The 22,170-nt window shown below is 36.8% G+C and carries 22 protein-coding genes and 1 rRNA gene; 4 read left to right on the top strand and 19 right to left on the bottom strand.

Annotation, left to right across the window (positions count from 1 at the left end; translation table 11 throughout):
- From ACTQZM_RS03320 to map, 9 genes are all read right to left on the bottom strand, one after another.
- Positions 1 to 110: ribosomal RNA gene (locus ACTQZM_RS03320) — 16S ribosomal RNA — on the bottom strand; the annotation flags it as partial.
- 310 nt (positions 111 to 420) lie between these two features.
- Complete coding sequence (locus ACTQZM_RS03325) at positions 421 to 792, bottom strand: hypothetical protein (protein WP_248626077.1); 372 nt, start codon at positions 790 to 792, stop codon at positions 421 to 423.
- 139 nt (positions 793 to 931) lie between these two features.
- The gene (locus ACTQZM_RS03330) at positions 932 to 1,318 is read right to left on the bottom strand and encodes a CvfD/Ygs/GSP13 family RNA-binding post-transcriptional regulator (RefSeq protein ID WP_441652884.1); all 387 of its coding nucleotides are present in this window, start codon (positions 1,316 to 1,318) and stop codon (positions 932 to 934) included.
- Positions 1,319 to 1,404: 86 nt separating this feature from the next.
- Positions 1,405 to 1,992: a peptidylprolyl isomerase gene (locus ACTQZM_RS03335; protein ID WP_047241657.1), complete on the bottom strand. Its 588-nt coding sequence runs from the start codon at positions 1,990 to 1,992 to the stop codon at positions 1,405 to 1,407.
- A 62-nt stretch (positions 1,993 to 2,054) separates the two neighbouring features.
- Positions 2,055 to 2,588 carry a type II toxin-antitoxin system Phd/YefM family antitoxin gene (locus ACTQZM_RS03340; protein ID WP_248626080.1) on the bottom strand — a complete coding sequence of 178 codons (534 nt, stop codon included), beginning with the start codon at positions 2,586 to 2,588 and terminating at the stop codon, positions 2,055 to 2,057.
- Between the two features lie 19 nt (positions 2,589 to 2,607).
- On the bottom strand, positions 2,608 to 3,030 hold the full coding sequence (locus ACTQZM_RS03345; protein ID WP_113827282.1) for a CopY/TcrY family copper transport repressor: 423 nt from the start codon (positions 3,028 to 3,030) through the stop codon (positions 2,608 to 2,610).
- 97 nt (positions 3,031 to 3,127) lie between these two features.
- Positions 3,128 to 4,285 (bottom strand): glycosyltransferase family 4 protein, encoded by a 1,158-nt coding sequence (locus ACTQZM_RS03350; protein WP_248626081.1) that lies wholly within the window; start codon positions 4,283 to 4,285, stop codon positions 3,128 to 3,130.
- Between the two features lie 2 nt (positions 4,286 to 4,287).
- Positions 4,288 to 5,232, bottom strand: coding sequence for a YihY/virulence factor BrkB family protein (locus tag ACTQZM_RS03355; RefSeq protein WP_441652885.1), 945 nt, complete (start codon positions 5,230 to 5,232; stop codon positions 4,288 to 4,290).
- Positions 5,233 to 5,246: 14 nt separating this feature from the next.
- Positions 5,247 to 6,011 (bottom strand): type I methionyl aminopeptidase, encoded by a 765-nt coding sequence (map, locus tag ACTQZM_RS03360; protein ID WP_441652886.1) that lies wholly within the window; start codon positions 6,009 to 6,011, stop codon positions 5,247 to 5,249.
- 182 nt (positions 6,012 to 6,193) lie between these two features.
- On the opposite strand from map, the gene ACTQZM_RS03365 reads away from it, so the two are divergent.
- Positions 6,194 to 6,646, top strand: coding sequence for a flavodoxin (locus ACTQZM_RS03365; RefSeq protein ID WP_047342924.1), 453 nt, complete (start codon positions 6,194 to 6,196; stop codon positions 6,644 to 6,646).
- Positions 6,647 to 6,691: 45 nt separating this feature from the next.
- Here ACTQZM_RS03365 and ACTQZM_RS03370 read toward each other — a convergent pair whose 3' ends face one another.
- Positions 6,692 to 7,291, bottom strand: coding sequence for a TetR/AcrR family transcriptional regulator (locus ACTQZM_RS03370; protein ID WP_441652887.1), 600 nt, complete (start codon positions 7,289 to 7,291; stop codon positions 6,692 to 6,694).
- A 328-nt stretch (positions 7,292 to 7,619) separates the two neighbouring features.
- Between ACTQZM_RS03370 and ACTQZM_RS03375 the strand changes: the two genes are divergently transcribed.
- From ACTQZM_RS03375 to zwf, 3 genes are all read left to right on the top strand, one after another.
- The gene (locus ACTQZM_RS03375; RefSeq protein ID WP_441652888.1) at positions 7,620 to 8,855 is read left to right on the top strand and encodes an aminopeptidase; all 1,236 of its coding nucleotides are present in this window, start codon (positions 7,620 to 7,622) and stop codon (positions 8,853 to 8,855) included.
- A gap of 320 nt (positions 8,856 to 9,175) precedes the next feature.
- Entirely contained in the window at positions 9,176 to 9,832 is a 657-nt protein-coding gene (locus ACTQZM_RS03380; RefSeq protein ID WP_441652889.1) for a metal-dependent transcriptional regulator, read from the top strand.
- 5 nt (positions 9,833 to 9,837) lie between these two features.
- Positions 9,838 to 11,364 carry a glucose-6-phosphate dehydrogenase gene (gene zwf, locus ACTQZM_RS03385; protein ID WP_349279322.1) on the top strand — a complete coding sequence of 509 codons (1,527 nt, stop codon included), beginning with the start codon at positions 9,838 to 9,840 and terminating at the stop codon, positions 11,362 to 11,364.
- 56 nt (positions 11,365 to 11,420) lie between these two features.
- On the opposite strand, the gene ACTQZM_RS03390 is transcribed toward zwf, so the two are convergent.
- From ACTQZM_RS03390 to ACTQZM_RS03430, 9 genes are all read right to left on the bottom strand, one after another.
- On the bottom strand, positions 11,421 to 13,289 hold the full coding sequence (locus tag ACTQZM_RS03390; protein ID WP_441652925.1) for an ABC transporter ATP-binding protein: 1,869 nt from the start codon (positions 13,287 to 13,289) through the stop codon (positions 11,421 to 11,423).
- 10 nt (positions 13,290 to 13,299) lie between these two features.
- Positions 13,300 to 15,033, bottom strand: coding sequence for an ABC transporter ATP-binding protein (locus tag ACTQZM_RS03395; RefSeq protein WP_441652890.1), 1,734 nt, complete (start codon positions 15,031 to 15,033; stop codon positions 13,300 to 13,302).
- A complete protein-coding gene (locus ACTQZM_RS03400) occupies positions 15,026 to 15,490 on the bottom strand; it encodes a MarR family winged helix-turn-helix transcriptional regulator (protein ID WP_441652891.1) in 465 nt (154 codons plus the stop codon). The genes ACTQZM_RS03395 and ACTQZM_RS03400 overlap by 8 nt, the downstream gene beginning before the upstream one ends.
- A 186-nt stretch (positions 15,491 to 15,676) precedes the next feature.
- Positions 15,677 to 15,835: a hypothetical protein gene (locus ACTQZM_RS03405; protein ID WP_441652892.1), complete on the bottom strand. Its 159-nt coding sequence runs from the start codon at positions 15,833 to 15,835 to the stop codon at positions 15,677 to 15,679.
- A gap of 237 nt (positions 15,836 to 16,072) precedes the next feature.
- Positions 16,073 to 17,221 (bottom strand): carboxynorspermidine decarboxylase, encoded by a 1,149-nt coding sequence (gene nspC / locus ACTQZM_RS03410; protein ID WP_441652893.1) that lies wholly within the window; start codon positions 17,219 to 17,221, stop codon positions 16,073 to 16,075.
- Positions 17,221 to 18,423: a saccharopine dehydrogenase family protein gene (locus tag ACTQZM_RS03415; RefSeq protein ID WP_047334268.1), complete on the bottom strand. Its 1,203-nt coding sequence runs from the start codon at positions 18,421 to 18,423 to the stop codon at positions 17,221 to 17,223. The genes nspC and ACTQZM_RS03415 overlap by 1 nt, the downstream gene beginning before the upstream one ends.
- Positions 18,424 to 18,446: 23 nt before the next feature.
- Entirely contained in the window at positions 18,447 to 19,295 is an 849-nt protein-coding gene (gene speB, locus ACTQZM_RS03420; protein WP_441652894.1) for an agmatinase, read from the bottom strand.
- Positions 19,296 to 20,135 carry a polyamine aminopropyltransferase gene (gene speE / locus ACTQZM_RS03425; RefSeq protein WP_441652895.1) on the bottom strand — a complete coding sequence of 280 codons (840 nt, stop codon included), beginning with the start codon at positions 20,133 to 20,135 and terminating at the stop codon, positions 19,296 to 19,298.
- A complete protein-coding gene (locus tag ACTQZM_RS03430) occupies positions 20,136 to 21,590 on the bottom strand; it encodes an aminotransferase class I/II-fold pyridoxal phosphate-dependent enzyme (RefSeq protein WP_441652896.1) in 1,455 nt (484 codons plus the stop codon).
- Positions 21,591 to 22,170 lie beyond the last annotated feature (580 nt).

Below are 22,170 nucleotides of genomic sequence, written 5' to 3' on the forward strand. Positions count from 1 at the left end.
CTCATTTTCTTTCGGTGTAGCAAGCTACGGTGAAAGAAAATGCGTTCGACTTGCATGTATTAGGCACGCCGCCAGCGTTCGTCCTGAGCCAGGATCAAACTCTCATAAAAAAGTATTGATAAGTCAAAAAATGACTTTAAGCTCAAAATTGATTTTGCTAGCTATTGCTTGCATGTATTTTTCTCTAGTTTGCAATAAACTAAAGACCCTACACATTGGTTGTTTGCATTTATTTGTTCAGTTTTCAAAGGTCTACTTTATGTCAAATTCTGAGTATCTGAGTAGGATATAGTAATATATCTAAATCATCTTATATCTCAGCGACTTTTAAATAATATCAAATTATCACTAACCTGTCAACGACTTTTTCAAAAAAAGTAAAAATTTGGCAAGCCTAAAATAAATTTACAGATACACTAGTTAAAAAATTGGCATACCTTGTAATTCAAATTCTGAAATCATCTGCATAAAATATTTGGCTTCTTTCCATGAATATTGAGCAGGCAAGCGAATATCAATATCCTCTTCTTTTACCTCAAAAACAAAAATTGGCATACGCTTATCCGCGATTTTTGCATTTGTTAGTTCAACAAGTCGCAACTGAAAAACATCCAAATGTACATTTTCTTTTATATTCTGTAAGACATTCGCTAATCCAGTATGCATGGTATCATTTTCTACCAATAATAATGATTGTCCCTGTGCTTGATTTTCAGTTAAAAATCTTTTACTACCATCATTTCTGTGAAGAATAACTGTCGCAGCAATTTGTTTATTTTCCAAACTATACACCTCAATTGACAAACAAATCATAAATGCACGAATTACTGTATCTTATACAGCAAAACTAAAACATTAATATTTTAACACACATTTCAGAAAATTTACATTATATTTTTGCATTTTCAATAATTTGAATAATGAAACCACTCTAATTTGAAGTATCAGTTGTCGGGTGTTCAAGCTCTCTTAAGGCTTCTTCTATCCAAATGGGTAATTCTTGATTAATCTTTTTAAAACCAATTTTACGATTTTTATTTGTAAAATAGCGTTTTTTTCGATAGCTGTGTTGTACGTATTGCTTTTCTAGCGTCCTTCTAGACAAACTTATTTTTTGAGAATATTCATCAATATCAATAATTTGTACTTTTAATTGTTGACCAATATGTAATATATCATGAATATTTTTCGTATATCCTGACTGAATTTCTGAAACATGTATCAACCCTTGTGTCTGTTCATCTAAAGCTGCAAAAGCCCCATAAGGTTGGATCCCGGTAATCACACCATCTAGTATTTGTCCAATTTTATACTTCATAAAATCCTCCTTCTACATTTTTTAATATTATAGCATATTTTGGCATGAAAAAGGGAAAGGCTACACCGGCACTTTCCCTTCTCGTTCTATTCACTAATTTCAATTGTTTCCATGACCACATCATATACTGGTCGATCCTGTGGACCGCGCTGAACATTGGCGATTTCATCAACAACATCCATACCTTCTAATACATGTCCGAAAACAGTATGACGAAAATCTAACCATGGAGTACCACCATCTTTATATTTTTCAATCGCTGCTTCAGGATAACCCGCTGCTTGCATTTGTTGAACCATTTGTGCTGGAACATTTTGATTATTAACGATGAAGAACTGACTGCCATTTGTATTTGGACCAGCATTTGCCATAGAAAGTGCACCGCGGAAGTTAAATACTTGTGGACTAAATTCATCTTCAAATTTTTCGCCATAGATACTTTCGCCACCCATACCTGTACCGGTTGGATCGCCTCCTTGAATCATAAAATCAGGAATCACGCGGTGGAAAATCACACCATCGTAATAGCCCTTTTTTGCTAATTCAACAAAGTTCTTTACTGTTTTAGGAGCTACCTCAGGAAATAATTGCACCAAAATATCCCCACGATTTGTTTTGATTAATGCTTTAGGCCCTTTTTGTTCGGCTAAAGCTAATTGTAATAATTCAGCCATGAAAATCTCCTTTAAATTTATTTATCAGTTAAATTCTATGCATTATCCTAGCAACTGTCAATTTATTTTGTTTTCAAATATACTTTGCGAATAATAATTTTATCAAAAATACTTGTTTGGTTATCTGATTCACCGACTACTTCCGCAACAATATTTTTTTCACCGGTGCGTTTTCGCAAATGATAGATTATTTTCCCAGTTTCTTTTAATTCGTTTAGCATTTCTACAACTCCACCAAAGCCTGTCTTTTTCGTAATAAAGCCAAACGCTACCATACGCTCATCTAAGTTCTTAGCAGAAATACTTGAACCAGTGACTAAAGCATCGCGAATATTTTCAGCAAAATTTTCCAAACCATCAATATCTGAAGAAACAATCATTTGCGCTTGGTTTACATTTAATTGATTACGTAACTCATGCAATTCCGTCAACAACTCTTCATATTGTTGCTGAGTAAGCATCACTCCTGCAATTTTTTCACGATTAAAAATATAGACACCTGTTTTTGCATCACGCGCCTGTTGAAAAACATCCATTGGTGATTTTTTCACTTCAGTTATGGATGAAGTTGGTACTTCTAATTTTTTTAATTCCATACTCTCCCCCCACTTAACATTATTGATGCTCTTTACAGTGACATTGTCCAGGAATACAATTACATTCAATTGTATCAACGGTCTCTTTTTGCGCTAGAGCTTCTTGAATTAATTGATAATCAGCAGGTGTTAATTCACAAGAGGTAATCATCTCAGCAATCGTTTGACCAATTTTTTTAGCACAAATATGTGAAAAAAGCGTCTCAGTAGCACTAACAATGACCTCTTCTTCCGTCACAGTCGGTGTATAGATGAACTTATTTCTGACACGCGTCGTATTTAATGCACCTTTTTTTACTAAACGAGCAAGCAAAGTCTTTACTGTTGACTTTTGCCAATCTTTAGAATCTCCTAAGACCTCGCTTACCAAATGGGCATCGCAATCTGGATTGGTCCAAACAACACGCAAAACTTCCCATTCGCTGTCACTTATTTTAATCATCTCTTCACCTCATTTGCCTGCTTGTTTCTTTTATTATAGCACTATTTTTAGATAAAAGAAAAGCCTTGATGTTATCAAACAATCAAGACTTAAATAGCTATAATTTTTTACGGTTTTGTTCTTTTTCGTTTTTTTTTCTTTCATAGCGATTTAATAAATACTCATGTCGATACTCACTATTACCAAAAAATTTCAAAGTTTTTAACAAAGGCTGGCGATTTTCACCAACTAGACCAATGAGCTCGATAAAAAGTTCGATTCCAACAGTTGTACAAATAATCATCAAGATAATCGCTGGTGTACTTGCATAAGTCATCAATAATGCAATAAATGAGAAAGTTAAAGCTAAACCATATATCGTAAGGACTGCTCCACGATGTGAAAAACCTAAAGAAAGTAAGCGATGATGTAAATGCATTTTATCCGCTGACGAAATAGGTTGCTTATTAAATTTCCGGCGAATAATTGCAAACACAGTATCTGTAATTGGCACACCTAAGATAAACATTGGTGTCACAACGGAAATAAAAGTAACGTTTTTCAAATTATGCAACGATACTACGGAAATCATAAAACCTAAGAATAAAGCGCCCGTATCTCCTAAAAAAATCGTCGCAGGATGAAAATTATAAGGGAAAAAGCCTAATATCGCAGCCACTAATAAGAAAATAAGCATCGTCAAATACGTTCCAATATTATCAGGCAAGTAAAAATAACTTACAATACCTATCGTGGATAAAGCTATCATCGAAACTCCTGAAGCTAATCCATCTAAACCATCAATCAAATTGACTGCATTAGTAATCGCAAAAATCCAAATAATCGTCACCGGAAAACTCAACCAACCTAAATGAAACATCCCAAAAAACGGAATACTAATCGTATCCATCTTTAAACCCGCTACAAAATAAATTTCTAGAGCGGCAATAAATAAGCCGATTGATTTTTGTAAAGGTGATAATTCTTTGCGATCATCGATAAAACCTGTAATCACGACAATGAGTGCACCTAACAAAATAGCCCACACTTTTTTCATAAAAAGATACTCATGAAACTGCCAAATAGATCCAATCGCAAAGGCAATAAAAATGGCTAATCCACCAATTGTCGGCATCACCTTTTGATTAATCCGACGTTTTCCCGGATAATCCACCGCACCAACTTGAAAAGCTAACAACTTTACAAGAGGGGTTAAAATGACCGATAACATCATTGTCGCCAAAAAGTGTAAAATAAATTCTAAAGTAAAATCCATTCCTATGACTCGCTTTCGTTCTCATTTGAATGTAATAATTGTGCTTTCATTCGTTTAGTTAATACTTCTAGCGGATCTTTGCGTTGACTTAAATCTCCACCAGTTCGATATTCAGCAAGCGCAGTATTGAAAACACCACAAAATACCACAATCATTGCTGCAAATTTCAGCCAAATCATCAATAACATAAAAGTCCCAATAATTTTATATCCATTAAACCCCGTCGCAAAATATTTCATATATATTCCAAATACTTGCGTCAATCCTAACCAACCAATTGTCGCCAAAACAGCTCCTGGAAAAGCCGAACGAATCCCAATTTTGGCATTAGGAATAATCCAATACACCAAAGTTAAGATTGCCAATAGTACAATGATTGTCGCTGGCCACTTCACGGTTTGGAATGTCGTAATGATAGAATCAGGTATTTTCAAATGTGGCTGAATCCAATCTAGCGCTACTTTACCAAACCCAATGACGATAACAACGCCGACAATAGCCGCAAAAAAAAGAATAAGCATAAGCATCGACACCAGACGCATGACTAGATAATTTGTTGTCCCAGTCACCCCATAGGCCTTATTCATCGCAATTTGCAAAGCATTAATACTCTTACTCGCAGACCATAACGTCGCCACAGCTGAAATCGAAAGCAACTCCTTAGAACCACTTGTCAATAAAGCCTTGATTGAAGGTGCAAATAATAAGTAAATTTCTTGTGGCATCATTGTCTTTAACATGGTTAAAACTTGATTTTGATTAAAATGAAATAACGGCAGAATATTTCCAACCGCAATCAATAACGGAAAAAAAGACAATAACAGATAATAGGCGACAACTGAAGAAGTGACGCCTATCTCTGAATTTTGCATTCTTACTGACATTAAATCAATAAATGTTTTTATCTTTGGGGTTTTCTTTTTTTCCTTAGAGCCTTTTTTCTTCATTCTGACCCTTCCTTTTAGTAAGTACCTTCTACCCCTTGTGATGTTAAAATACGTGGACCATCTTTTGTAATGGCAAGACTGTGTTCATATTGACAACTTAAACCACCATCTTGGGTATACGCAGTCCAACCATTTTTATCCATTTTCATCTTCCAAGTCCCCGTATTTACCATGGGTTCAATCGTAATAACCATTCCTTCTTTTAGGCGTAATCCTTTCCCTTTTTCGCCATAATGAGGAACAGACGGTGCTTCATGAATAGTAGGTCCAATACCATGACCGATAAAATCACGGACGACCCCATATCCTTCACCTTCTACATATGTTTGAATCACATGGCCGATATCACCAATCCGATTGCCAACTTGAGCTTGTTCAATTCCTAAATATAAAGCTTTTTTGGTTACTTCCATCAAACGTTTTACTTCAGGACTTGCCTCGCCAACAACATAAGACCAGCATGAATCAGAAATCGCACCTTTTAAATCTACGCACATGTCAACTTTGATTAAATCACCATTTTTAAGCACTTTTTTACGTGGAAAACCATGACAAATTTCATCATTAATACTACAACAAGTTGCGTATTTATAGCCTTCAAAGCCGATTTGTGCAGCTACTCCTCCATGAGATTCAATATAATTACGGACAAAAACTTCAATGTCCCAACTTGTAATTCCAGGTTTAATAAAATCTCGTAAATGTTTATGCACATCTGCTAATAGCGCACCAGATTGTGCCATCATTTCGATTTCACGTTCAGATTTTAAAGTAATCATTTTTCATTTCCTTTCAAACTTCATTCATTTAATTTTAGCACATTTTTAAAACTGAAACAAACAGAGTTAGAAAATACTCATAAGTAGAAACTAATTGACTTTTTGAGTAGGTTGTTATACGCTTTTTTTGTATGAAAGTATGATATTTTCTTGCATGAAGATACATTTTAGGAGTGAAGATTATGCCTTTAGCAAAAATTTTTTATGCTAGTTTGACAGGAAATACAGAAGAAATTGCTGATATTGTTGCAGAAAGCTTAGAAGATTTAGATTTCGATGTTGAAATTGAAGAATGCTCAAATGTTTCAGCAAGTGATTTTGAAGATGCTGACCTATGCGTTGTGGCCACTTATACTTATGGCGATGGCGATCTACCAGATGAAATTGTCGATCTTTATGATGATTTACTAGAAATGGACTTATCTGGTAAAGTCTTTGGTGTTTGTGGTTCCGGCGATACATTCTATGATTATTTCTGTAAATCGGTGGACGACTTCGAACAAGCCTTCTTAAAAACTGGTGCAATTAAAGGGGCTGACAGCGTGAAAGTTGAATTAAACGCTGAAGACGAAGATATTGATAACTTAGAAGAATTTGCAAAACAGTTAGCTAAATCAGTTGAAGAAAATGCCTAGATAAAAAAGCATTCAACCCTACAAATCAGGTTGAATGCTTATTTTTTATACTTCACTTGGATGATGTGGGGCGATAAAATTTAAATCGTAAGTAGTTTGCCTCTCCTGCACCGCCTTTAAGACTTCATTTAAGATGCCTGTAATTTGTTGACTATTAGGTGCAATAACCCCAGAATACATTAATGAAGAAACGCCACTTGCCATCACTAATAAATTCACAAAAAGATTTTCAATTTCTTTATCTGGTAATTTTTCATATTCAGTATCTTTAATAACCGTATTTTTGAAATAATCAAACGAAAATCCTTGTAAAACAGGTTCACCACCATGTCCAACAATAAATAAGGCACGATATAGGTGATTTTCTTTTGTTGCGAAATCAATATAATTCAAACAAAAATCAATCACAGGGTCGCCAGTCTGTACTTTTGGTAATACATCTTCACCTAGATGATCAAAAATCTTTTGAATTAATGCTGAGCGTAAATCATCCATGTTTTTAAATTCTAAGTAAATTGGTTGAGTTGAGCATTTCATCTTCGCCGCAATATTGCGTGCAGTAAATTTTGACAATCCTTCTTTTGCGACAAGTTCATAAGTTGCTTTTAAAATTTGATCTTTGGTTATTGTTTTTTTACGAGCCATTTCCTATCCCTCCTATTTCTATGAATCGCTTCCAAAACATCCTATATTTATTTTAGACTGTTTTTTAACTTTGTACAATATCTAATTTCACAATATCATTAAATATTTTATCCTTTTATATAATCATACTTATTTTACATTTTGTTTAACATCAGCCTAATATAATTAAGTAAAACATTTTAAAATCCTAACGAAAACAGCTATATAACTAATATAATTTACTTTTGTTTCTTAGCTACTTCTGATTCGCTTCTAAACTTTCTTCTATTCTTTATTAAAAATCTATGCTATCATAAAAAACGAACAATATTTATATGAGGTGAAAAAAATGACTTTACCAAATTTTGAAGAATTATTAGAAAAATACGCCCAATTAATCGTCGAAATCGGTGTAAACGTAAAAAAAGGACATACAGTTGTGTTACGGGCTGCGGTTGATCAAGCACCTCTTGCACGCTTAATCGTAAAAAAAGCTTACGAATTAGGCGCAGCTGAAGTCTTAATGCAATGGTCCGATGATGTCATTAGTAAAGAATTTATGTTACATGCTGCAGATGATCGCATTTCAACAGTTCCTCAATATAAAATTGAAGAAGCTAATGACTGGTTAGAAAAAGGAGCTAGTCGTATTAGTCTAGTATCGAATGACCCAGGTGCTTTAGCGGGTGTCGATGGCAAACGTTTAGCAACCTTCAGTAAAGCAAACAATGCTGCTTTTGCGCCATTAATGCAAGCCTTACAAGCGAATAAATATAGCTGGACAGTGGTTGCTGCCGCTAGTCCTGCTTGGGCCAAAACAGTTTTCCCTGAATTAAGTGAAGAAGAAGCAGTCGATGCACTATGGGATCAAATCTTTAAAACAACACGGATTTATGCGGATGACCCAGTGCAAGCTTGGAAAGAACACGATGCTAATTTATTAGAAAAAGCAGAATGGTTAAATAAAGAACAATTTGTTGCACTTCACTATACCGCACCAGGCACAGATTTAACAATTGGTTTACCTAAAGGACATCACTGGGAAGCCGCAAGTAGTCATAACAGTCGTGGCGAATTCTTTATGGCAAACATGCCTACAGAAGAAGTATTCACTGCCCCTGATAGTCGTAATGTTAATGGTACTGTTGCTTCAACAAAACCATTAAGTTATTCTGGAAATATTATTGAAGGCATGCACTTTACATTCAAAGATGGTAAAGTTGTTGATTTCAAAGCTGATAAAGGTCAAGATGTCCTCGCTGAATTACTTGCAACTGATGAAGGAGCAAAACATTTAGGTGAAGTGGCTTTAGTTCCTGATCCATCACCTATTTCCCAATCAGGCATTATCTTCTTCAATACTTTATTTGACGAAAATGCTTCAAACCACCTGGCATTTGGTTCTGCTTATGCCTTTAGCTTAGAAGGTGGTACCGATATGACCGAAGAAGAATTAGCTGCAGCAGGCTTAAACCGCAGCACGACCCACGTAGACTTCATGGTCGGTTCAGATAAAATGAATATCGACGGCATCAAAGCAGACGGCACCCGAGTACCAGTCTTCAGAAACGGAGATTGGGCATAAGGTTGTGAGCCGGGTCGGTCAGCTCCAAGCAGCTAAGTTTGTTCGGAATGTCAGGAAAATCCTCTGTGTTTCAAGATTTTCCTAGACAGGCCGGCTTAGATGCACAGGAGCTACCCGGCGAACACAGATTGCATAAGGATGTGAGATAAGGTCAATCAGCTCCAAGCAGCTTGCCTAACAAAAATAAAATTTAGAAATCAGATAATTGTAGAATCAGGCAAACCCATGCCTGATTCTTTTTATTGACAAATGATAACAATATTAGCTTTTTTGATAAATGCGTGGTAAAATTTATTACATACTATAAAGGAGGGATTTTTTTGACTCCTAATCGCGAAGACTACCTAAAACTCATCCTAGAGTTAGGTGGGCATGAAAAGAAAATCTCAAACAAGCAAATCGTGGCTGGTCTAGGTGTATCCGCGGCTTCAGTCAGTGAAATGATTTCAAAATTAGAAAAAGAAAATTTAGTACTCCACTTTCCTTATCAAGGCATACAATTAACGGATCAAGGTGCACAAACCGCGAGTTCTTTAATGCGCCGCCATCGTTTGTGGGAAGTATTTTTAGTTGAATACTTACAATATTCATGGAATGATGTCCATGATGATGCAGAAGTTTTAGAACACGTCACTTCTGATAAATTAGCCAACAAATTAGAAGCTTTTATGAATTATCCAAATTATTGTCCACATGGAGGGAGAATTCCGAAAGAAAATGGCATTATCTCTGAAAAAAAACGCCAAACTTTAGCGGATTATCCAGTAGGCAGTCTGATTAGAATTGCACGTGTATTAGATGAAAAAGAACTACTGGATTATTTGGTTTCCTTAGATTTGAATCTTCAAGAAGAATACCGGATTATCGATATTGCGGATTACGAAGGTCCGGTAACCATACAAAATCAAGAAAAAACCATCGCAGTTAGTTTTAAAGCTGCGAGTACAATATTTGTCGATTTACTAAACGAGGAGTGAAACATATGAAAGAAAAAAAGGTTTTGATCACTATCTTTGGAGGTACAGGAGATTTAGCACAACGTAAACTCTATCCTTCTTTATTTCGGTTATATCAAAAAGGGCTGTTAAAAGAGAGTTTCGCTGTGATTGGAACCGCGCGTCGGCCATGGTCTAACGAAACTTACCGTGAAGTCGTAATGTCTTCTGTCTCAAATTTAACTGCAAGTGAGCAACAAGCAGCGGCATTCGCGAGCCATTTTTATTATCAATCACACGATGTCAATGATACCAATCACTATGATACTTTAAAGAAATTAGCCAACCAATTAGACGAAGAATACGGTTTAGCTGGTAATCGCCTATTTTACTTAGCGATGTCCCCTAGCCTATTTGGTACGATTGTGCATCATTTACAATCACAAGGTTTACTTGAATCAAATGGGTATCATCGTGTCATTATCGAAAAACCATTTGGTACTGATTATCAAACAGCTGAAAAGTTAAACAATGAAATTAACGAAGTATTTGATGAATCAGAAATTTATCGCATTGACCATTATCTAGGAAAAGAAATGATTCAAAGTATTTCTGCAGTGCGTTTTGCTAACTCTTTATTCGAAGCGGTTTGGAATAATCGTTATATAGATAATGTGCAAATTAGTTTGGCTGAAAATCTTGGTGTGGAAGAACGCGCAGGCTATTATGATCAAAGTGGCGCCTTAAAAGATATGGTCCAAAACCACATCTTCCAAGTCTTAGCCTTACTTGCTATGGATCCACCCGCTGCTTTTAATGAAGAAGAAATCCGCAACGAAAAAATTAAAGCTTTACGTACGATTCGGATGTACGATGCTGAAGAAGTAGCGAAAAACTTTGTCCGCGCACAATATGTCCAAGGAAAAATTTCTGGTCGTACTTATAAAGGCTATAAAGAAGAAGATCAAGTCAATCCTGAATCACGTACAGAAACCTTTGTCGCCGGTCGTTTGTTTATCGATAATTTCCGCTGGTCTGGCGTACCGTTTTATATTCGTACCGGTAAACGTATGACCGAAAAAGGCACACGTATCAATATCGTCTTTAAGTCTGTGCCAATTAATCTCTTCAATCATTCCTTTGATGAAGAAGAACAAAATGCCCAAAAACCAGAACCAAATGTCTTAACCATCTATATCCAACCAACAGAAGGCTTCTCCCTTTCATTAAATGGGAAAGAAGTTGGCCCTAATTTCAATCTATTGCCGGTAAAACTTGACTACCGTAACAGTGCAGAAATTATTGCGAATACACCAGAAGCCTATGAGAAACTGATTTTAGATTGCTTAAACGGCGATGGTACCAACTTTACACACTGGCATGAAGTAGCCCAATCTTGGAAAATTGTGGATCAAATCCGCCAAGCTTGGGATGCTGACACTACTTCTCCTATTCCAACTTATGCCGCTGGAACAATGGGACCAGATGAAGCTTTCCACTTACTTCAAGAAGATGGCTTTAACTGGGTATGGCAACCTGATCATTGGTATCGCGAACACGGCGAACTATCATAAAGAAATCAAAAAAACCAACGGAACTCTTTTACCCTAGAGTCTCGTTGGTTTTTCTTTTAGGCTAATTTTACAGCACCAGTATATAATTGATAATATTCACCTTGTTGGGCAATCAATTCATCATGGGTACCGCGCTCAATAATACGACCTTGATCTAATACCATAATCGCATCAGAATTTCGAACCGTCGATAAGCGGTGCGCAATGACAAATACGGTACGTCCTTTCATCAATGAATCCATTCCCGCTTGTACAATCGCTTCAGTACGTGTATCAATACTTGAAGTCGCTTCGTCTAAGATTAATACCGGTGGATCTGCCACAGCCGCCCGAGCAATGGCTAATAGTTGGCGTTGTCCTTGAGAAAGCGAGCCACCATCACCGGTTAACTCAGTATCATAGCCTTTTGGTAGTTGACGAATAAAGTGGTCCGCATTCACTAATTTCGCCGCAGCATAGACTTCTTCATCCGTCGCATCTAATTTCCCATAGCGGATATTTTCTTTAATCGTACCAGTAAATAAATGCGTATCTTGTAGCACAATTCCTAGTGAACGACGTAAATCCGCTTTTTTCATCGCTTGAACATTAATCCCATCGTAAGTAATCATCCCTTTTTGAATGTCATAGAAACGATTAATTAAGTTGGTAATCGTCGTCTTACCAGCCCCAGTTGCACCGACAAAGGCAATTTTTTGCCCTGGTTTGGCAAATAAATTGATATCATGCAAGATCGTTTTATCCTCGCGATAGCCAAACGTCACCTCTTCAAAGCGCACATCCCCTTTTAACTCAGTGTATTGCACATGCCCATTCGAATCAGTATTTTTCCATGCCCAGTGACCCGTACGTTTGGCAGTTTCTTCCATACGACCATTTTCATGTTTAACGATATTGACTAACTCGACGTGTCCTTCATCCGTTTCAGGCACTTCATCTAATAGTTCAAAAATACGCTGTGCACCGGCTAAAGACAGAATAATCGCATTGAATTGTTGTGAAATTTGGGCAATTGGCATCGTGATACTCTTCGTAAACTGCACGAAAGAAACAATACTACCAATTGTTAACGCCGTAACGCCAGTGATAGAAAAAATAGTACCCACCACAGCCGTTAATAAATACATGAAGTTTCCGATATTTCCCATAATTGGCATCATAATATTGGCATAAGTATTTGCTTTAGTAGAATTCACGCGCAAATCTTCATTTAATTCCACGAAACGATCAATGGCAGCTTCTTCATGATTAAAGACTTTCACGACTTTTTGCCCTTCAATCATTTCTTCAATATAACCATTTAACGTTCCTAAAGCTTTTTGTTGTAAAGAGAAATACTTTCCACTCTTGGAACCTAAATTTTGAATGACTAAAATCATTAAAGTAACCATGAATAAGACAAAAATCGTCATCGGAACATTAATCATAAACATTGCAATGACAATCGATAAGACACTAATCAAAGCAGCAATCGTTTGAGGAATCGACTGACTAATCATTTGTCTAAGCGTATCCGTATCATTCGTAAAATGACTCATAATATCGCCAGTGGCATTACTATCATAGTAACGTACAGGAAGAATTTCCATATGCGCAAACATTTCATCACGAATATCTTTTAGCACACCTTGAGAGACAGTGACCATGGTACGATTATACACATACGTCAAAATCGCACCACTCAAATAAATCATCGCCATAAAGCCAATCGCCTTCGCTAAAGGAACAAAATTAGGATTCGCTTTGCCTAAAAGGGGCACAATATAATCATCAATCAAGCGTTGTGAGAAACTAATTCCGATTGCATTTGCCGCTGCTGAAACAATAATGCTTATAAATACAACGATTAAACGCCAACGATATTTTTTACCCACATAAGATAAAATTCGACCAAATATTTTTACTGGATTGGCTGGTCTACCCATTGCTTTTTTCTTATTCACTGATTCGTCCCCCTTTCACTTGTGATTCATAAACTTCTTGATAAATTTGATTATTCGCTAATAATTCCTCATGTGTGCCGATGCCATTAATTTTTCCTTCATCTAGCACAATAATTTTATCGGCATCTTGAATAGAAGAAACTCGTTGCGCCACAATAATCTTCGTTGTATTTGGAATCTCTTCTTTAAATGCTTGACGAATTTTAGCATCCGTTTTTGTATCGACAGCACTGGTTGAATCATCTAGAATCAAGATTTTAGGTTTCTTCAATAAAGCTCTAGCAATGGTTAAGCGTTGTTTTTGTCCGCCGGATACATTATTCCCACCTTGGTCTAAGATGGTATTATATTCTTCTGGGAAAGTCGAAACAAACTGATCCGCTTGGGCAAGACTAGCCATGCGCTTCACTTCAGCTAAAGAAGCATCCTTATCTCCCCAACGTAAATTTTCTAAAATCGTACCAGAGAATAGCGTATTTTTTTGTAAAACCATCGCAATTTGATCACGCAAGGTTACTAGGTCGTACTCTTTGACATTTCGTCCAGCAACATAGACTTCTCCTTGTGTGGTATCATAAAGTCTTGGAATGAGTTGAATCAAACTAGATTTCCCACTTCCCGTTCCTCCGATAATGCCAATCGTTTGCCCTGATTCAATCTTAAAACTAATATTGGCCAAATCAGCTTCTTGTGCTTCAGGATAGTACTTGAAAGACACATTTTTGAACTCAATTTCACCATTTTCAATCGTTGTCACAGGATTTTCTGGATTGGTTAACGTTGATTTTTCAGTTAAGACTTCAGCTACCCGTTCACAAGATGCTTCAGAAATCACAATCATGACAAAAATCATTGAAAACATCATCAAGCTATTTAAGATTTGAAGCATGTACATAATAAATGAAGTCAAAGTACCAGGTGTCATACTTCCCGCTACGACAAATTTGGCACCAAACCAATAAACGACAAGTAAGGAACTATAGACTGCAATTTGCATAATCGGACTATTTAACGCGATTAACTTTTCAGCTTTCATAAAGACTTGCTTGATTTGTTCAGAAGCCTCTTTAAAACGGTCAATTTCTTTTTCTTCACGTACAAAAGATTTCACCACACGTACGCCATTAATCACTTCTTGAACGGTTTGATTTAAATGGTCATATTGACGAAAGACCTTCACAAAATAAGGATGCACACGATAAATCAAGAAAATCAAGGCAGCTCCTAAAAATGGAATCACGGCTAAGATAATCATAGATAGCTTAAGATTGGTATAAGCTGCCATAATAAAAGCAAACACAATCATAAACGGCGCACGAATCACTGTTTTTAAGACCATTTGAAAGGCAAACTGAATATTGGTAATATCAGTGGTCAAACGGGTGATCAGGCTTGGTGTAGAGAAACGGTCAATATTTTGAAAAGAGAATCGTTGAATATTGCGATAAATATCTTCTCTTAAATTCGCCGCAAATCCCGCTGAAGCATCTGAAGAAAACTTACCACCTAAAATCCCACAAGTCATGGAAATTAAGGCAATCACAGCCATCAATAGGCCAATTTGAATAATATATTGAATATCTTTGGTTTCAAATCCACGGTCCAATACTTTAGCCATCAAATAAGGAATCATCATTTCAGCAAAAACTTCACCAGCTAAAAAAATCATCGTGAATATCGAAGGCTTAATATATTGACGCATCGATTTTGCTAAGGTTTTATACAAACTGTTCATCTCCTTTATATCGATTAAAAGTATCCATTTTCTGATAAATTTTACGAATGGTTGCGATGGTTGTATTTAACTCCTCTTCCGGAATATCAGCTAATACTTTGGCATTTTGCACATGAAATTGGTATATCAGTTGATCATATATTGCTTGTCCTTTATCCGTTAAAGCAATATTGGTAATGCGTTTATCCTGAAGATTTTCCACCTTTTTGACATAACCATTTTCTTCCAACTCATTCATACTCTTCGTGACACTTGGTAAGGTCGTCCCAATCCGATGGGCAATATCACTGATTTTGACTGAGTCTTGACATTCCATCAAATCATGCAACACTTTCAATTGGTATATTTGCTGCCGGCGTAAATCTTTAGGCGGCACAGGCAAAAATTGTAACGTCTTCTTTGCTGCAATACAAGCAGAAATATACCGTTCTGAATCTTCCCAGTTCATTTCCATCCTCCTTACTTATCGAAAATAATTACTTTAAGTAACTATTTTATTATACAGCGATTATCTATCAATGCAAGTAGCGAATGAAAATATTATGAAAATTAGTCATCTTACTTAATACTATTTGGAAGATGTCCTAATAAAAAAAACATGCCCCATTTGGAACATGTTCTACGCTTAGAAAAATCATTTTTTAAACAAAAGTAATACCGCAATTCTTAAAGCAATCGCAGCCATGATTAAACTATAAACTAACGGATCTTGCATCCATAAAAGAAAGCGACCTAGTTGTTTGATTCGAAATTGATATTTTCCCATTGTAAAGCGGTTTATAAATAAATTCACAAATACAGCTACTAGATTGATTTTTTTCTACTATTATATAGTAAATTTTCTAAATCAATCACTTCATTCCATGCTCTTGTGAAAAATTTGTTTAACGCATATTTTTGCACGATAGAATGAACAGGCCGTTTTTAAAAGGTTTTAACGCTGAATATAACCCCTTACCCCACAGCTCTTTTCTGCACATAAAAAAGTCATAGATAAAGAAGTAAAACTTCCTTATCTATGACTGAATGTTTATGATAAACGATTTTTAAAGTCGTGGTAGTTAAAACTACGGACTAGCTGTAACTTATTGGCTGTATCACAAGCATAAATATTGGCAAGTGGCATGCCATTAAATGTATTCGTTTTTACCATCGAATAAATAGCCATATCACAAAAGATTAAGCGACTCCCTATTTGTAAAGGCTGATCAAAAGAATATTGACCAATAATATCGCCTGCCAAACAAGTTGGTCCACCGAATTGATAGGTATAGGGCTTTTCTGCTGGTTGAGCGCTACCTATAATCATCGGACGGTAGGGCATCTCTAAGACATCTGGCATATGACAAGTCGCAGAAGTATCTAAAATCGCATTTTTCACGCCATGATTTTCAGTAATATCTAAAACACTCGCCACTAAATAACCCGCATTTAAGGCAATGGCTTCCCCTGGCTCTAGATAGACTTCCACTTGATACTTTTCTTTAAAGCGTTTGATGACGTCAATTAAGACATCCACTTGATAATCTTCACGCGTGATATGATGGCCACCACCGAAGTTCACCCACTTCATCTGCGGTAAATAATCCGCAAATTTCTCTTCAAAAGCTTGTAAGGTAGGAATCAAATCATCCACATTTTGCTCACACAGCGTATGAAAATGCAATCCTTCAATTCCGGTTAAATCTTGGCCTACAAAATCTTTCGCTAAAATCCCTAAACGTGACCCTGGTGCACATGGATCATAAATCGCATGGCCTTCTTGGGTAGAACATTCAGGATTGACCCGTAAACCAAAAGATTTCCCACTTTGCAAGGCTTGTGCTTTAAAATGTTGCCACTGACTAAAAGAGTTTAAGACGATGTGATCACAAATTTCAAGCAAAGCAGTAAATTCACTATCACGATAAGCCGGCGAAAAGACATGGGTTTGCTTACCAAATTCTTCTGCCCCTAGCTTTGCTTCATAAATACCGCTGGCCGTTGTGCCATCTAGATATTCACGAATCAATGGATAAAAGTGAAACATCGAAAAAGCTTTTTGTGCTAATAAAATCTTAGCACCACTTTCCTCGCGTACTCGTTTTAAGATTTCTAGATTTTTTCGTAATAAGTTTTCTTCCACAACAAAACTTGGTGTTGGGATACTCCTTTCATCCCATAAGATTTTATTTTCCATTAGTCTTGCACCAAGGTAGGGTTAAAATCTTCTACCCATGGTAAGCCCCATTGATTTAAAGCTTCCATGAAGGCATCTGGATCTAATTCTTCCACATTGTGTACCCCTGGCTTATTCCAAGTCCCGTTAACGACTAACATTGCACCAATCATCGCAGGTACCCCAGTTGTATAAGAAACAGCTTGGGAACCTACTTCTTTATAACATGCTTCATGGTCACAAACATTATAGACATAGTAGTTCACAGGTTTGCCATCTTTGACTCCTTGATAGATACAGCCAATATTGGTCTTTCCTTTGGTACGAGGACCTAATGAAGCTGGATCTGGTAACACTGCTTTTAAGAATTGTAGAGGAATAATTTCTTTACCTTCAAACATAATTGGTTCAATACTTGTCATACCAACATTTTCTAGACATTTCAAATGCGTTAAATAGCTTTGGCCAAATGTCATAAAGAAGCGAATACGTTGAATCCCTTTAATATTTAATGCTAAGGATTCGATTTCTTCATGGTGTAATAAATACATATCACGTGGTCCAACTTGTGGGAAATCATAGACCTTCTTAATTTCCATTGGTTCCGTTTCTACCCAATGACCATCTTCCCAGTAGCTACCTTTTGCAGAGACTTCACGGATATTGATTTCTGGGTTAAAGTTGGTCGCAAATGGATAGCCGTGATCACCAGCATTACAGTCAAGAATATCAATTTGGTGAATTTCATCGAAGTAATGTTTTTGTGCATAAGCGGAAAAGACACCAGTAACGCCTGGATCAAAACCAGAACCTAAAATAGCGGTAATACCTGCTTTTTCAAATTTTTCACGATATTCCCATTGCCATTTATATTCAAATTTAGCCGTATCTTCTGGTTCATAATTCGCCGTATCTAGATAGTGTGTTTTGGTAGCTAGACACGCATCCATAATGGTTAAATCTTGGTAAGGTAAAGCCAAGTTGATGACGATATCTGGATTGAAATCTTCAATTAAAGCAATCAACTCCTCGACATTATTCGCATCGACTTTAGCAGTTGAAATTTTGCAACCTTGTCCGTCTAATTTTTCTTTTAATGCATCACATTTTGATTTTGTTCTTGAGGCAATACAAATTTCCTCAAATACTTCGCTGTTTTGCACACATTTATGCACCGCTACACTTGCGACGCCTCCTGCACCGATAATTAATGCTTTTGCCATAGTTTTTTTCCTCCTCAAATTAATTAATGAATGGCTAATAATAATTCACGAACAACTTTACATGCCAAAGCGGTAGATGCCCCACTTTGATCTAAAGTAGGTGATAATTCATTGACATCTAAAGCGACGATATTTAATTGACTGATTAACTTTAAGCTTTCCACAAACTCCATAAAGAAAATCCCCCCAGCCTCAGGAGTCCCTGTCCCTGGAAAAACACCCGGATCAAAGACATCTAAATCAATCGTTAAATAAACCGGGGTATCATTTAAAGCAGCAACCGTCTCTTTTAGTCCATCTAGATGATACTTATGCAAATTCGTATGTTCTTTAGCAAATTGAAATTCCGCACGTTCCCCTGAGCGAATCCCAAATTGATGAATTTTGCCATCGCCTAGAAAATCATGTATCCGACGAATCACGGTCGCATGCGATAATTTAGCATCTAAATAAGCCTCACGTAAATCTGTATGGGCATCAAACTGAATCACTTGTAAATCAGGATACTTCTCAAAAGTCGCCTCTACTGCGGGTAAAGTCACTAAATGCTCGCCACCAATCATAAAAGGGCGCTTATTGTCAGCTAAAATGGTTTGGGTGCGTGCTTTAATATCTGCTAAAGCTAAATCCACACGCCCAAATGAAAGCTCCAAATCACCGGAATCAAATACTTGAATCTCTTCTAAATCTTTATCTTGATAAGGACTATACGTTTCAAGGCCAAATGATTCGCTGCGGATGGCTCGACTAGCAAAGCGCGTACCTGGACGATAAGAGGTGGTCGAATCATAAGGGGCACCGAAAAGTACCGTTTGTGCTTCTTCATAACTTGACTCACAAGCAATAAAGGTTTCAATATTTGGTGTTAACATCTACAACAGCTCCTTAATATAGTTTGGTAAAGCAAAGGCACCCTGATGCAAGGCCACATTATAAAACTGTGTGGGAATCGCTAAACTTTCCCAGACTTCTTTTTGCAAATCTAAAAGTGGATGGCCAGACTTACATGAATAGCCAAACAAGAGATAACCCGCTGCATACGTTGGAATACTTGCCATATAGACATAATTATTTTCAAAAACTGAAGTCAAGCGTTTTCTGATATGATTAAACGCTTCTTCATCTTCGGCATAAAAAGCATTGGCATGTTGGCTAATTAAGACGCCTTGAGTTTTTAAAGCGTTATAACAGCTACCATAGAATTCACGGGTAAACAAACTTTCATTCACCCCAAACGGATTAGCTGAATCAACAATAATCAAATCATATTCATCTTCTTTACGACGCATAAATTTCAGTGCATCTTGAATCGATAATTGCACCCGTTCATCTTGAAAAGCTTGGCCAGCCGGTGGGAAGAATTGTTGGCAAATTTGCACGACTTGGGCATCTAATTCCACCACATCAATTTGTTCAATCGTTGGGTATTTACATAATTCTTTTAAGATTCCCCCATCGCAGCCACCTATGACTAAGACTTTTTTTATTTTTGGTCGCACCGCCATTGGTACATGCACCATCATCTCGCTATAGAAAAATTCATCCTTTTCAGTACTAATCAATTCGCCATCTAGCGTTAAAATGCGCCCAAACTCTTTAGAATCCAAAATCGCAATATGCTGAAATTCTGTTTGGTGACTATAGATTTCTCGCTCGACATTAATCGATAGTCTGACATCATCGACATGATAATCGGAATACCATAAATCCATTTAGCATTCTCCTTTCACGATACAAATCGAAGCCACCTCTGGATCTTGTGTCCCCATCAAGAAACAACCCTTTTCCTTCGCATATTCGATATGTTCAATAATTTCTTTTGTAATCAACTCACCAGGTGCCACAATCGGGATTCCCGGCGGATAGCACATGACCATTTCCGTTGAGATTTCACCGATACTCTCTTGAAGCAAACGACTTTCCTTTTGAGCATAGAAAGCTTTACGCGGTGAAATGACGACATCGGTTTGCGCAATATCAAAAACTAATAAATCCCGTGACTCTTTTTTATAGCGGCGGCGAATCTCGGATAAAGCCGAAACCAAACGCTCAATATCGTGAATTCTATCCCCCACAGAAATATAAGCTAAAATATTAGCCGTATCGCCAAATTCGACTTGGATATTATACTCATCACGCAATAAGTCATACACTTCGCTACCTGTTAAACCAATGCCAGTCGTTTTCACACATAGCTTAGTCACATCAAAATCATAAATCCCTTCGCGATCAATGATTTCGGTTGAATACGCATAATAATCCCCGATTTCATTGATTTCATCACGTGCATATTGCGCTAAGGCCACTACTTTTTTAAAGATTTCTTCACCATTTAAGACTAAGTTACGTCTAGCCAAATCCAAACTAGCCATTAATAAATAGCTCGCACTTGTCGTTTGAGTTAAATTAATCATTGTACGGACATATTCTGGATCCATAGACGCATTGCAAAGTAAAAATGAACTCTGAGTTAATGAACCACCCGATTTGTGCATACTGACTGCAGCCATATCAGCGCCAGCAGCCATCGCATGGATTGGTAGACCTTTTCCAAAATACAAATGTGTACCGTGCGCCTCATCTACTAAGACTTTTAAACCTTTTTCATGCGCATACTGGGTAATCTGTAACAAATCAGAACAAATCCCATAATAAGTCGGATTATTGACTAAAATCACTTTGGCATCTGGATGCGCATCAATTGTAGCCTTCACTTCTTCAAAAGGCATCCCCGTCGAAATTTCTAATTCTTTTTGTAATGGCGTATGGACATATACAGGAATTCCCCCACACATTACCAAAGCATTAATCACACTTTTATGGACATTACGTGGTAAAAGAATTTTATCGCCTTCTTGGACGGTTGCATAAATCATATTTTGCACTGCTTGTGTCGTGCCATTAACCATAAAAAAGGCATGTTTAGCACCAAAAGCTTGGGCGGCTAATTCTTCCGCTTCCCGAATGACCGATACAGGATGACTTAAATTATCTAATAGTTTCATCGAGTTCGCATCGATGGAAATGGTTTTTTCACCAAAGAGTTGTACAAGATCACTCCCACTCTTCCCTCGCTTATGTCCAGGTACATCAAAAGGCACCAGGCGTTGTTTTTTCAAATCCATCAAAGCTTGGACGATGGGCGTTTGTTCTTGATTGGTTAACACTTACGATCACCTCACGATCAAATTTTCACTTTTTTAATGTAGTCGCTCACTTTAACAGTCTATCAAGCGGTATTACGAGATTTGCTACTCACTTATAAAAATAGGCTGTTTATTTAAGCACAAAAAAACTCAGGTACAGTCTTCATCCTATACCTGAGTTTTTCGATTTCTACATTTTATTTCATCAAGACTCCCTAAAAAAGGGCAGTCCTTCTCTTTATTATTGTTAGAACGCAGAGTCTATTTAGCATGCCTACTTTTACCACTCTTACTAATCGTTTTCACAAGCATAATGATGATTGGATCATTACGTTATAAAAAATTTGAGTCGACAAGAAGTCCTTTTATTTCTTCTCATCTCTTCAATGGGCGCGAAAAGCCCCTTTACTACATCAAATCTGCCTAAATTTCAGGCAGCAATAAGTTTGGCAAAGTCATACTCGCCTCTCTCGTTCGCAGTTGTGCTGCAAGATGGATAATAACATGTATCAACCTAACTAGCAAGCATTAATTTAAAATTTTCTGTGTTTTTTATTAAATATTCAATTAAACGTTGATATATCAATGTTTAAATCTCTTC

This window comes from Enterococcus cecorum (assembly GCF_052119425.1).
Taxonomy (GTDB): Bacteria; Bacillota; Bacilli; order Lactobacillales; family Enterococcaceae; genus Enterococcus_E; species Enterococcus_E cecorum_C.

Coding starts and splice junctions, on each gene's coding strand:
- ACTQZM_RS03335 (WP_047241657.1), bottom strand. CDS start 1,992: ATGGCTGAATTATTACAATTAGCTTTAGCCGAACAAAAAGGGCCTAAA.
- ACTQZM_RS03375 (WP_441652888.1), top strand. CDS start 7,620: ATGACTTTACCAAATTTTGAAGAATTATTAGAAAAATACGCCCAATTA.
- speE (WP_441652895.1), bottom strand. CDS start 20,135: ATGGATTTATGGTATTCCGATTATCATGTCGATGATGTCAGACTATCG.
- ACTQZM_RS03340 (WP_248626080.1), bottom strand. CDS start 2,588: ATGGAATTAAAAAAATTAGAAGTACCAACTTCATCCATAACTGAAGTG.
- ACTQZM_RS03355 (WP_441652885.1), bottom strand. CDS start 5,232: ATGAAGAAAAAAGGCTCTAAGGAAAAAAAGAAAACCCCAAAGATAAAA.
- ACTQZM_RS03370 (WP_441652887.1), bottom strand. CDS start 7,291: ATGGCTCGTAAAAAAACAATAACCAAAGATCAAATTTTAAAAGCAACT.
- nspC (WP_441652893.1), bottom strand. CDS start 17,221: ATGGAAAATAAAATCTTATGGGATGAAAGGAGTATCCCAACACCAAGT.
- ACTQZM_RS03390 (WP_441652925.1), bottom strand. CDS start 13,289: ATGGGTAGACCAGCCAATCCAGTAAAAATATTTGGTCGAATTTTATCT.
- ACTQZM_RS03345 (WP_113827282.1), bottom strand. CDS start 3,030: ATGATTAAAATAAGTGACAGCGAATGGGAAGTTTTGCGTGTTGTTTGG.
- ACTQZM_RS03350 (WP_248626081.1), bottom strand. CDS start 4,285: ATGGATTTTACTTTAGAATTTATTTTACACTTTTTGGCGACAATGATG.
- ACTQZM_RS03330 (WP_441652884.1), bottom strand. CDS start 1,318: ATGAAGTATAAAATTGGACAAATACTAGATGGTGTGATTACCGGGATC.
- ACTQZM_RS03400 (WP_441652891.1), bottom strand. CDS start 15,490: ATGAACTGGGAAGATTCAGAACGGTATATTTCTGCTTGTATTGCAGCA.
- map (WP_441652886.1), bottom strand. CDS start 6,011: ATGATTACTTTAAAATCTGAACGTGAAATCGAAATGATGGCACAATCT.
- ACTQZM_RS03365 (WP_047342924.1), top strand. CDS start 6,194: ATGCCTTTAGCAAAAATTTTTTATGCTAGTTTGACAGGAAATACAGAA.
- ACTQZM_RS03415 (WP_047334268.1), bottom strand. CDS start 18,423: ATGGCAAAAGCATTAATTATCGGTGCAGGAGGCGTCGCAAGTGTAGCG.
- speB (WP_441652894.1), bottom strand. CDS start 19,295: ATGTTAACACCAAATATTGAAACCTTTATTGCTTGTGAGTCAAGTTAT.
- zwf (WP_349279322.1), top strand. CDS start 9,838: ATGAAAGAAAAAAAGGTTTTGATCACTATCTTTGGAGGTACAGGAGAT.